This window comes from Caulobacter sp. BE254, assembly GCF_031457295.1.
Taxonomy (GTDB): Bacteria; Pseudomonadota; Alphaproteobacteria; order Caulobacterales; family Caulobacteraceae; genus Caulobacter.
On the sequence record NZ_JAVDWJ010000001.1, the window covers coordinates 890,418 to 901,582 of the forward strand.

The window sequence follows — 11,165 nt, forward strand, 5'->3', positions numbered from 1 at the left end:
GGTCGCGTCCGCGTTCCCTCCCTTCGCCGGCATGACCCGGATCAGGTTCTACGGGTCAGGGCTTGCGCCCAATCTCAGCCGCGCGAAGCGGCCCCCCGGTGAACGGGGCGACACTAGGCCGATGGCCGCCAGGGTCAAGGGCGGGCGTCAACGCCGCACCGCTATGTCGCGCAAAGCTAGAGCGTGCGATGTTTGGTCGCGTCGGAGCTTCCTCAACGGTAAGATGTCGTTGATATCCTCAGGTCAAATGTCGGGCGTCGCCTAGAAAAGACGAAGAAGAAGGACGCGGAAATGCGAAGACCGGGGCCCCATGACCTCGGATCGGGCTCAAGGCCGGGATCGACGGCCGGCGCCCACGATCGCCGATCTTCGGCCGAGCCCGCGACGAACCCGTCCGACCGCGCCCAGGAGCGGATCAGCCGGGCCGCCGCCGAGCTGGCCCTGGCCGAGCAGAACCGTCGCTTCGACGCCGCCCTCAGCAACATGCCCCACGGCCTGTGCATGTTCGACGGCGACACCCGGCTGATCCTGTGCAACGCCGCTTACCGGCGGCTCTACGCCCTGCCCGAACACCTGACCCGTCCCGGCACGCCGCTGCAGGACATCTTCGACCACCGGATCGCCAACGGCACGGCTCCCGTCGACTGGGAGGCCTATCTCGACATCGTCGCCGAGTCCGAGCAGCGGGGCGGCGACCTGATCAATCGGCACATCCAGCTGCAGGATGGCCGGACCATCCAGATCACCCACAACCCGATCCCCGAGGGCGGCTATGTCGCCAGCCACGAGGACGTCACCGAGGTCCTGGCCGCCGCCGCCGACCGACACCTGGCCCGCCACGACGCCCTGACCGGCCTGCCCAACCGCATCCTGTTGCACGAGCGGCTCGACCGGGCGCTGGTCCGGTCGCGCAAGACCAACCCGCTGGCGGTGCTGTGCGTCGACCTCGACCACTTCAAGGCGGTCAACGACACCCTGGGCCACCCGATCGGCGACCAGCTGCTGCGAGCGGTGACCGGCCGGCTTACGGCCTGCGTCCGCGAGCGCGACACCGTGGCCCGCCTGGGCGGCGACGAGTTCGTGGTGCTGCTGCCCGGGGTGCAGGGCCGCAGCCAGGCCCAGGACCTGGCCCGGCGACTGATCGAGACGGTCGGAGCGCCGTTCGAGATCCAGGGCCATCGCATCACCATCGGGGCCAGCATCGGCCTGGCCATGGCTCCGGACGACGGCGACGAGGCCGACGCCCTGCTGGTCAACGCCGACCTGGCCCTCTATCGCGCCAAGGCCCAGGGACGGGCCACCGCCTGCTTCTTCGAGCCGGGCATGGACGCCCGGGCCGAGGTCCGCCGTAAGCTGGAACAGGACCTGCGCGAGGCGGTCCAGAACGAGCGTTTCGAACTGCATTACCAGCCGGAGATGGACACCGCGACCGGCGCGATCGTCGGCTTCGAGGCCCTGCTGCGCTGGAACCGTCCGGACCAGGGCATGGTCTCGGCCGCCGACTTCATCGCCCTGGCCGAGGAGACCGGCCTGATCGCCCCGCTGGACGAGTGGGTGATCGGCCGCGCCTGCGCCGACGCCGCCCGCTGGCCGCAGGCGGTGCGGGTGGCGGTCAACCTGTCGCCGGCCCAGTTCCGCAGCCGGACCCTGGTCGACACCGTGGCCTGCGCCCTGGCGGTTTCGGGCCTGGCCCCGGAGCGGCTGGAGCTGGAGGTCAGCGAGTCGGTGCTGCGCAGCGACGGCGAACGGGCCCTGACCACCCTGCACCGGCTGCGCGACCTGGGCGTGCGCATCGCCATGGACGATTTCGGCTCGGGCTATTCGTCGCTGGGCTGCCTGCGGCAGTTCGCCTTCGACAAGATCAAGATCGACCCGTCCTTCATCACCGGCCTGTCCGAGCCCGGCCCCTGCGCCGCCATCGTCAAGGCGGTGGCCGCCCTGGGGACCAGCCTGGGCGTGGTCACCACCGGCGAAGGGGTCGAGACCGCCGAGCAGCTGGCGCGGCTGCGCGAACAGGGCTGCGACACGGCCCAGGGCTACCTGCTCGGCCGGGCCGCTCCGGCCAGCGAGGTCTCGGCGCTGTTCGGGAAGTGAGAGCTTCCTACAGCGTCCGCGCGCCGAAGGTGTCGCAGGCGCCGGGGTCGCCGGCGTCGTAGCCCTTGCCGAACCAGCGCATGCGCTGGGCCGAGGTGCCGTGGGTGAAGCTGTCGGGCATGACGCGGCCCTTGGCCTGCTCCTGGATGGCGTCGTCGCCGACCGCCGCCGCCGCGCCCAGGCCGTCCTCGATGTCGGCCCGGGAGATCTGGATGCCGCCGTTCGAGGCCTCGGGCGCGTGGCGGGCCCAGACGCCGGCGTAGCAGTCGGCCTGCAGCTCCAGCCGCACCGAGCCGCTCTGCGCGCCCCGTGCGCCGAGGCGGCGGGCCTGGTCCGAGGCGCCGGTCAGGGTCTGGATGTGGTGGCCGATCTCATGGCTGATCACATAGGCCCGGGCGAACTCGCCCTTGGCCCCGAACCGCGTCTCCAGCTCGTTCCAGAAGCTGGTGTCGAGATAGACCTTGTTGTCGGCCGGACAATAGAACGGCCCCATGGCCGACTGGCCCGTGCCGCAACCCGTGCCCGTCGCCTGGGTGTACAGCACCACCGCCGCGGGCGGGCGATAGTCGACATTGTGCTTGGCCAGCAGCGGGCCCCAGACGTCGGTGTTGGAGGTCTCGATCACGTCGATGAACTGGCCCTCGCGGTCGCTGACCTGGCCGCGCACGCCTTCCTGAGCGGCCGGCTGCTGGACGCCGTTGACCACGCTCATCGTCTGCTCGGGGCTGATGCCGAAGACGAAGTAACCGACCGCCGCCAGCACCAGCGCGCCGATGCCGCCGCCAGCCACGCCCACCGGGCCCAGGCCGCGCCGATCCTCGATATTGCCTTCGCGCCGTCCCCCACCCCATTCCATGCGATCAGTCTCCTTGCAGCATTGTCGAGGGCGTCAGGACGCCGGCTTGATCGCCCGCAGGCGCGCGTTGCTGGCCGCCAGGGCCTGGTCGGTCAGGCGGTCCATCTGCTGGATGTCGGCGGCCATGGCCTCGGCGCCGGCCCCGCGCGGCGGGGTGGGCGAGAGGGCCGGCCGCAGCGAGGGCTGGGTCGGCGGCGTCGCGGCCTGGTCCAGCGTCCTCAGGGTCAGCTGCGTGGCGTAGCGGTTCTGGGCCGCCGCCTGTTCGCGCTGGGCGGCCAGGGCGTTCTGGCGGGCGATGTCCTGCTGCTGCAGGATCTCGTCGCGCTGACGCAGGGCCCGCAGGTCGGCCTGGGCAAAGGCGGACGCGCCGAGGGCCAAGGCCAGGCCCGTCGCCAGGATCGTCGTGCCAATCGCGGTCATGTCCTCAGGGACTCCGATTCAGGACCCTAGATATAACGCCTTCAAGGCGTTCGGTTCAGGGCCGCTTGACGGTAAAACGCGTGAGTTCCTTTTTGGGCGCGTCCCAATCGGGATCCAGTTCGGCCGCCTTGCTGTAGTCGCGATAGGCGGCCGTCAGGTCGCCCAGGTTCTCGTGGGCGATGGCGCGGGGGTGCGCCAGGTCGTGCTTTTCCGATCGCCAGCATAGCACGGCCGCGCCCGAGCCTGTAGGGAATCGGCCAACGCTCGCCCTTCCGCTCTGCAAGGACGCCCCATGCACCTGGCTCGCTTCCCCCGCGCCCGCTTCGCCCACCTGCCGACGCCGCTGGAGCCCCTGCCCCGCCTGGGCGCCGCGCTGGGGATCGACCTGTGGGTCAAGCGCGACGACTGCACCGGCCTGGCCGGGGGCGGCAACAAGACCCGCAAGCTGGAGTTCCTGCTGGGCGAGGCCCTGGCGCAGGGGGCCGACACCCTGGTCACCCAGGGCGCGGTGCAGTCCAACCACGTGCGCCAGACCATCGCGGCCGGCGCGCGGTTCGGGCTGACGAGCGAAATCATCCTGGAGGAGCGCACCGGCTCCAAGGCCAGCGACTATGTCGGCAACGGCAACGTCCTGCTGGACCGGCTGATGGGCGCTTCGATCCGCTTCGTGCCGAGCGGGACCGACATGGTCGCCGAGCTGGAAGCCAGCGCCGAAGCGGTGCGCCAGAGGGGCGGCAAGCCCTATGTCATCCCCGGCGGCGGCTCCAACACGGTCGGCGCCCTGGGCTATGTCGACTGCGCCCGCGAGCTGGTCGTGCAGGCCGATCAGATGGACCTGAAGATCGACCGCCTGGTCACCGCCACCGGCAGCGCGGGCACCCATGCCGGCTTGGTCGCCGGCTTCGCGGCGCTCAGCATCGACATCCCGATCCTCGGCTTCGGCGTCCGTGCGCCCAAGGCCAAGCAGGAGGAGAACGTGTTCAACCTGGCGGTCGGCACGGCCGAGACGATCGCCGCCGCCGGCCGGGTGACGCGCGCGAGCGTCGTGGCCGACTGCGACTATGTTGGCGCCGGCTACGGCCTGGTCGACCAGGGCGTGATCGACGCCCTGACCCTGGCGGCCCGCACCGAAGGCCTGCTGCTGGACCCCGTCTATTCGGGCAAGGCGATGAAGGGCCTGATCGACCAGGCCCGCAAGGGCGCGTTCGCCGGCGAGCGGGTGGTGTTCCTGCACACTGGCGGGGCGCAAGGGCTGTTCGGGTATCAGAGCGAGTTGGAGGCTGCCCTTGTCTAAGGTGTTGGGCGTCCTCGGCGGCATGGGCCCCGCCGCCACCCTGGATTTCCTGGCCAAGCTGCAGGCGGCGACTCCGGTCAGCCGCGAGCAGGACCACCTGCGGGTGCTGGTCGACATCAACCCCAAGGTCCCCGATCGCAACGACAGCTACGACGCGGCCGGACCGGTGCTGGCGCAGATGGCCGTGGGCCTGCGCGAGGCCGGCGCCCAGGTGTTGGTCATCGCCTGCAACACCGCCCACGCCTATGTCGACCAGGTCAAGGCCAGCGGCCTGCCCCTCATAGACCTGATCGAGACCGCCGGCCTGGCGGCCAAGGCGCAAGGCGCCGAGCGCGTCGGCGTGCTGGGCACGGGCGGCGCCCTGGCCCTCTATCGCCGGACCTTCGCGCACCTGGGGATCGAGGCGGTGACCCTGGACGACCACGAACAGGTCGAGTTCATGGCCCTGCTCTATCGCATCAAGCACGGCGATCTGGGCCCCGACAGCCGTCAGACCATGGCCGCCCTCGCCCATCGCCTAGTCGGCAAGGGGGCCCAGGTGGTGGTAGCCGGCTGCACGGAGGTGCCGCTGGTGATGGACGCGGCCGACCTGGCCGTACCGTTCATCGACGCGACGCAAGCGCTGGCGCGGCGATGCGTGGAGGTCTGCCTAGCTTCCGACTGATCCTCGATCTCCGCGACCAGGCCGACCTACTCGGCCGCGACCACCGCGGGCTCGGCGAACGGCGTCACCACGGCCATCGCCCGCTCGACCCAGGCCGCCTTCTCCCCCACGGGCGCCACATAGTGGATCGCGGCCTCGGCCGCCTCGCGGCCCGCGCCGCGCAGGATCATCCAGGCGGCCAGGTATTGCGAGGCCAGGCAACCGCCGGCGGTGGCGACAGGGCCATTGGCGAAGAACGGCGCATCGACGACGTTCACGCCCGCTTCCACGACCCAGGGCTTGGTGGTCAGGTCGGTGCAGGCCGGGACGCCGTCGATCAGGCCCAGCTTGGCCAGGATCAGCGTGCCCGAGCATTGCGCCGCGATCAGCTGGCGGGCGGGGTCCAGGCGGATCTGGGCCAGCAGGGCCGGATCGGCGGCGATTTCCCGCGTGCGGACGCCGCTGCCGATGATCACCGCGTCGGCCTCGGCGGCGAAGTCGAGGGGCTTCTGCCGGCGCACGACGACGCCGTTCATCGAGGTCACCTCGTCGGTCGGCGCGGTGATGTGCGCCTTCCAGCCCTGCGACTTCATGCGGTTGAGGATCGCCGCGGCGACGAACGAGTCCAGCTCGTTGAAACCGTCGAAGGTGAGAACCGCGATCTGCATGGGCCTGGTCCCTGGAGGCGTTGCGCCTCTCAGGTCTTAGGCGATCCCCGCGCCGTCGTCTTGGGTTTTGGCGGCGGTTTCGGTCGAGAAACCGCGCAGGGCCTCAGTCCGGCGCGGCGCCGGCGGCGGTTCCGCGCCAACGCGGTCAGCGTCCGCAGCAGCCGCCGTGACCGCCGGTCGAGCCGCCGCCATGGCCGCCGCCGTGTCCGCCGCCGCCATAGTGGCCGCCGCCCGAAACCGTCACGCTGGTCGAGGAACTGGCGCTGGAACTGGCCCGGGCGCTCGACGCGGCGCCGGCCCAGCCGCTGGAATAGCCGCCCGAATAGCCCGACCGGCCATAGGACTGGCCGCCGAGCCAGCCGCCGCCGGCCCCGTAACGCGCGCTGGAGTAGCCGTAATAGCCCCCGCCGCCGACGCCGCCCAGCGACTGGGCGTAGCCGTCGCCGGCCATGTAGCTGCCCTGCGAGCTCCAGCCCTGACCTTCCTCGCTATAGCGGCTGGACTCCGACTCGTAGCTTTCCTCGGAGCGCTCGATACCGCCCTCGGCGTGGTCATAGACCCGGCCCTGTTCGTAATAGCCGCGGTCGTCGTCGCAATCGCAGCCGCGACGCTCGACGCGACGCTCCTGGTGTTCGACATAAACCGGCACCCTGACGACCCGTTCGACCGGCACTTCCACGCGCTTTTCGATGATGCGATCGACAGGACGGTCGACATAGACGGGGCGATCCACCGGGATCTCGACGCGCCTCTCGACGACGCGGTCCACCGGACGGTCGACATAGACGGGGCGGTCGACCGGGATCTCGACCCGCTTCTCGATGATGCGGTCCACCGGACGGTCGACATAGACGGGACGGTCCACCGGGATCTCGACCCGCTTCTCGATGACGCGGTCAACGGGACGATCGATATAGACGGGGCGGTCGACGGGCTTCTCGACGATCCTGACGACCGGGATCTCGACCCGCTTCTCGATGATGCGGTCGACGGGCACTTCCACCCGCTTCTCGACGATGCGCTCCACCGGACGGTCGATATAGACCGGGCGGTCGACGGGCACCTCGGTGCGCTTCTCGATATAGACCGGCTGCTTGACGATCTTTTCGACATAGACGGGGCGTTCGACGATCTTGACCCGGGTTCGGACCACGGGCTTCGGCTTGGCGACGGGGGCGACGCTGGCCGGATAGCCGTCCGCCAGCGCGGTCGCCGCGGGTCCCAATGCGGCGAGCATCATCGTAGTCGCTCCGATCAGGAGCACTGCCTTCGGGTTCATTCCAAGCGCCTTTCCGACTACGCCGCCCAGCACCTCCCGACCATTCTCCGCCGAATGATCGAAAAGCGTCCCATTCTGGGTCGCGGCGCAGGCTTGGCAGCAAGCGGCGGGCCATTCCCTCGTTCCCCGGCCGCCCTGGCGTTCGCCGGGCCCGCGGGCGGAAAGTCACAGCCCGAAGAGGCGCCGGAGCCATTTTGGCACACGCCTGGGTCGTGGCACGGGCTCCACGACCTCCGGTTCGGCGCGCTCGACCCGGTCGTGGCGCGGTTCCGGCGGGCCGTCCCGCGCCACCAGCCCGGCTTTCAGGCCGCTGGTCATCACCTCGCGCCAGATGCGGGCCGGCAGGTCGCCGCCGACCACGTGCTTCATCGGCGAATGGTCGTCGTTCCCCACCCAGACCCCAACCACCAGGTCGCCGGTGAAGCCGACGAACAGGGCGTCGCGATAGTCCTGGGTGGTGCCGGTCTTGCCATAGGCCTTCTGCCCCAGGCGCGCGGCCCGGCCGGTGCCCTCCTCAACCACCGCGCCCAGCAGGTCGTAGAGCGCCGCCCGCTCGGCGGTGTCCATGTCGGCGGCAGCGATCGGCGTCGTGCGCGGGCGCCCGTACGGCCGAACCGGCATCTTGCCCGAGGCGACGGCGGCGTAGGCGCCCGTCAGCTCCAGCAGGCTGGTCTCGGCCGTGCCCAGGGCCAGGGTGGCGTCGTCCTCCCGCAGCGGCGAGACGATCCCCAGGTCCCGCGCCGCCCGGACCACCTCCGCCCCTCCCGCCTGCTGGTACACCCGCGCGGCGATGATGTTGTTGGACTGGGCGAAGGCGTCGCGGATCGTCAGGTCGCGTCCACCGCCGCCCTCGTAGTTGCTGGGCGTCCAGCCGCCGATGGTCACCGGATCGCCGATCACCAGGTTGTCGGGCGTGGCCCCATCGCGCAGGGCGGCCAGATAGACGAACAGCTTGAAGGCGCTGCCGGGCTGCCGCCTTGCCTGGACCGCGCGGTTGAACGGCGACTGGCGATAGTTCGCGCCGCCCAGCATGGCCACCACCTGGCCGTCCGGCCGCATGGCGACGACGGCCACCTGCCCGACCCCGGCCTTGACGGCGCCCTTCATCTGCTTGGCCACCGCCCGCTCGACGATCCGCTGCAGGCGGCTGTCCAGGGTGGTGGGCACGCGTACCTCGCCATAGCCCGGCCGGTCGAAGGCCGACTTCACCTGTGGCGAGATCCAGTCCGCGAAATAGCCGCCCACCGGCAGATCGGCGCGGGCGGCGTGGACGACGACGGGGCTGGCCGCGTCGGCCTGCTGGCGGGTGATGGCCCGGGTCTCGACCATGGCGTCCAGCACCAGCCGGGTCCGGGCCTGCGCCGCCTGGGGGTGATCGACGGGATCTAGGTCGACCGGCGCCTTGACGATCCCGGCCAGCATCGCCGCCTCGCCGATGGACAGCTGCTCGGGGGCTTTTCCGAAATAGTGCCGGGCCGCCGCGCCCAGGCCGTAGACCCCGTCGCCAAAATAGATGCTGGACAGGTAACGCGACAGGATCTCGTCCTTGGACAGCCGCAGCTCCAGCCACAGCGCGATCATCGCCTCCTGGCCCTTGCGGCGCAGGCTGCGCTCGGGCGTCAGGAACGCGTTCTTGGCCAGCTGCTGGGTGATGGTGCTGCCGCCCTGGACTGTGCGGTGGGCCTTGGCGTTGGCCAGCAGCGCCCGGGTCGCACCTTGAAAGTCGATGCCGATGTGGCGGTAGAAGCGGCGGTCCTCGATGGCCACGAAGGCGGCCGGCACGGTCTTGGGCAGCGCCGCGATGACCACCGGCGCCTCCTTGTAGGCCCCGCGCCGGGCGAACGGCCGGCCCTGGTTGTCCAGCAGGATCAGGGCGCGACTGGGCAGGGGTTCCAGGGCGCGCGAAATCGGCAGGCTGGCGCCCAGCCAGACCAGCAGCACCGCCAGCGGCAGCAGCGCCCCGATCCCGGCCCCAAACCACAGCCGGTGGCGCAAGACGAAGCCGCGCGCCGCCGTCCAGGCGACCGCCAGCCTTGTCTTCGCCTGCTCCGGACTCATCAGCGACGCGCCTCCGCGACCTCAGCGCCGCTCAAGCTTGCACAACGGCCCGGCAGGGTGGCGGTTCACCGTGTCAGCAGATGGGCGGTCCTTCGAACGGGCTCAGGCCAGCGACATGAAGGCGTCGACCTTGTCGAGGGCCGCCAGCGGGGCGTGGATGCGGCAGCGCAGGCCCTCGGGGCGATAATCGACATCCACCGCGCCGCCCAGTTCGTTGGGCAAGGCCAGCTCGACGATGCGCGAGCCGAATCCGCGCCGCTCGGGTGGATGGACGGGCGGGCCGCCCTTCTCGGTCCAGGTGATGTCCAGCTGGTCGCCGCGCGCCGCCCAGCCGATGTCGACATGGCCGCCCGCCGCCGACAGGGCGCCGTACTTCAGGGCGTTGATCGCCAGCTCGTGGAAGGCCAGGGCCAGCACCACGGCCGGCTTGGGCGAAACCATCAGGTCGTCGCCGCTGATGGTCAGCTGGGACGGATTGCTGCGATAGGGCGTGACCGAGCCGTCGATGATCTGGCGCAGGCTGGCGGCCGACCAGTTCTCGTCGGTCAGCACGTTGTGGGTGGCGGCGATCGCCATCAGCCGGCCCTCGAACGCGCCGCGCACCGCCAGGTCGACGCCAGCGTTGCGCAGCGACTGGCTGGCGATCGACTGGATGGTGGCCAGGGTGTTCTTAACCCGGTGGTTCAGCTCGTTGACCAGCAGTTGGCGCTGAGCCTCGGACCGCATCTCGCCGGTGACGTCGCGCGAGGTGGCCAGGACACGGATCACCCGGCCCTCGTCGAGGATCGGCGACACCGTGGTGTCCCACCAGCGCGGGTCGCCCTTGGCGGTGGGGCAGAGGGCGCGGAAGGCGGCGGCCTCGCCGGTCAGCGCCGTGTGCAAGGCCTGCTCGACGGCGCCCCGGCTCTCGGACGGCCACATGTCGGGCCAGTAGCGGCTGCGGTTGCGGCCCGCGAAATCCTCGATCTCGAACAGCGCCTGCCCGCGGGCGTTCATGTATTCGACGAAGCCTTCGGCGCTGATCACCCGGATGCAGTCGCGGCTGGCCTCCACGATGCTGAGGAAGTACGCGCCCGCGCCTTCCAGAACAGCCTTGTCCGATCCCTCGCCCGCCACCAGGGTCTCCTTGCTGGAGCCCATGTTCACCGAGCCGCGCAGCAATTCAAGCGACGCGTGTATCTTGGGAACGGGTTTGCGAGGAAACGAGCGATCCACGCGCCGGGCTAACCCGGCTGTTCTTCGCGGCTGGCTTCCAGCATGCCGACCAAGGCGGCCGACAGACGCGAGGTCTGGGCCATGCGGCGCAGCGCCTCACGGGCGTGCTCGCTGTCGGCGAGCTCGGCTTGCCGCTCCAGATGCTCGGCTTCGTTCAGGTGATCGTGTTGGCTGGGCATGATGCGTATTTACGAAGGATGAACGCGAGCAACCATGTGACCGCTGGTCGCAGAACAGTGTAACACCACATAAAAAACAAGAGCTTACATGTTACCGGTCGCAAAACTGAAAACGGCCCCGGGTCATTTCTGACCCGGGGCCGTCGTCCTGTTCCCCAACAGGACGGCGTCGCGCGCTACCAAAACCCGGCGCGGCGGCGTCGCCTCAAAAACCGATGGCCTGTTCTCGCCGAACGACCGGCCGCGCACAAGGTGACGGCCTGTCGCAGGAGTCTGACGCGGAGTCATATAACAAAGCTCCGCCAAAAGGCTCTGGTCAAGTCATGACACCGGTATCATAACTGCGATCAACACCGCGCCGGCCAACGGCGACGGGGGTTTCGGCAAGGACCGACCGGGAGGACGACCAGGATCGAGAGGCGCTGGAACAGCCCTCCTGCTCCCCTTCCCGGCCGCCTG

The 11,165-nt window shown here is 70.2% G+C and carries 11 protein-coding genes and 1 riboswitch; of the genes, 3 read left to right on the plus strand and 8 right to left on the minus strand.

Translation table 11 applies throughout. The features are described from left to right. Window position 1: 1 nt before the first annotated feature. Window positions 2-108: riboswitch (TPP riboswitch) on the minus strand. Between the two features lie 183 nt (window positions 109-291). Further along, window positions 292-2,094: an EAL domain-containing protein gene (locus tag J2X41_RS03960; protein ID WP_310079771.1), complete on the plus strand. Its 1,803-nt coding sequence runs from the start codon at window positions 292-294 to the stop codon at window positions 2,092-2,094. 7 nt (window positions 2,095-2,101) lie between these two features. Here J2X41_RS03960 and J2X41_RS03965 read toward each other — a convergent pair whose 3' ends face one another. From J2X41_RS03965 to J2X41_RS03975, 3 genes are read right to left on the minus strand one after another with little or no spacing between them, the layout of a single operon-like run. Beyond that, the gene (locus J2X41_RS03965; protein ID WP_310079773.1) at window positions 2,102-2,950 is read right to left on the minus strand and encodes a neutral zinc metallopeptidase; all 849 of its coding nucleotides are present in this window, start codon (window positions 2,948-2,950) and stop codon (window positions 2,102-2,104) included. 33 nt (window positions 2,951-2,983) lie between these two features. Then, window positions 2,984-3,370: a hypothetical protein gene (locus J2X41_RS03970; RefSeq protein WP_310079776.1), complete on the minus strand. Its 387-nt coding sequence runs from the start codon at window positions 3,368-3,370 to the stop codon at window positions 2,984-2,986. A 55-nt stretch (window positions 3,371-3,425) separates the two neighbouring features. Beyond that, on the minus strand, window positions 3,426-3,599 hold the full coding sequence (locus J2X41_RS03975; RefSeq protein ID WP_310079778.1) for a tetratricopeptide repeat protein: 174 nt from the start codon (window positions 3,597-3,599) through the stop codon (window positions 3,426-3,428). Between the two features lie 63 nt (window positions 3,600-3,662). Between J2X41_RS03975 and J2X41_RS03980 the strand changes: the two genes are divergently transcribed. Together J2X41_RS03980 and J2X41_RS03985 are read left to right on the plus strand one after the other, a co-directional pair. Next, window positions 3,663-4,664: a D-cysteine desulfhydrase gene (locus J2X41_RS03980; protein ID WP_310079780.1), complete on the plus strand. Its 1,002-nt coding sequence runs from the start codon at window positions 3,663-3,665 to the stop codon at window positions 4,662-4,664. Next, window positions 4,657-5,328: an amino acid racemase gene (locus J2X41_RS03985; protein ID WP_310079781.1), complete on the plus strand. Its 672-nt coding sequence runs from the start codon at window positions 4,657-4,659 to the stop codon at window positions 5,326-5,328. The genes J2X41_RS03980 and J2X41_RS03985 overlap by 8 nt, the downstream gene beginning before the upstream one ends. A gap of 26 nt (window positions 5,329-5,354) precedes the next feature. Here J2X41_RS03985 and J2X41_RS03990 read toward each other — a convergent pair whose 3' ends face one another. The 5 genes from J2X41_RS03990 to J2X41_RS04010 all read right to left on the minus strand — a co-directional run bounded on the left by J2X41_RS03990 (window position 5,355) and on the right by J2X41_RS04010 (window position 10,706). Then, window positions 5,355-5,975 (minus strand): DJ-1/PfpI family protein, encoded by a 621-nt coding sequence (locus tag J2X41_RS03990; RefSeq protein ID WP_310079783.1) that lies wholly within the window; start codon window positions 5,973-5,975, stop codon window positions 5,355-5,357. 145 nt (window positions 5,976-6,120) lie between these two features. Further along, window positions 6,121-7,215, minus strand: coding sequence for an articulin (locus tag J2X41_RS03995; RefSeq protein ID WP_310079784.1), 1,095 nt, complete (start codon window positions 7,213-7,215; stop codon window positions 6,121-6,123). Window positions 7,216-7,419: 204 nt separating this feature from the next. Next, on the minus strand, window positions 7,420-9,312 hold the full coding sequence (locus tag J2X41_RS04000) for a transglycosylase domain-containing protein (protein ID WP_310079785.1): 1,893 nt from the start codon (window positions 9,310-9,312) through the stop codon (window positions 7,420-7,422). 102 nt (window positions 9,313-9,414) lie between these two features. After that, window positions 9,415-10,428 carry an HWE histidine kinase domain-containing protein gene (locus J2X41_RS04005; RefSeq protein ID WP_310079867.1) on the minus strand — a complete coding sequence of 338 codons (1,014 nt, stop codon included), beginning with the start codon at window positions 10,426-10,428 and terminating at the stop codon, window positions 9,415-9,417. Between the two features lie 107 nt (window positions 10,429-10,535). Next, a complete protein-coding gene (locus tag J2X41_RS04010; protein WP_310079786.1) occupies window positions 10,536-10,706 on the minus strand; it encodes a hypothetical protein in 171 nt (56 codons plus the stop codon). Window positions 10,707-11,165 lie beyond the last annotated feature (459 nt).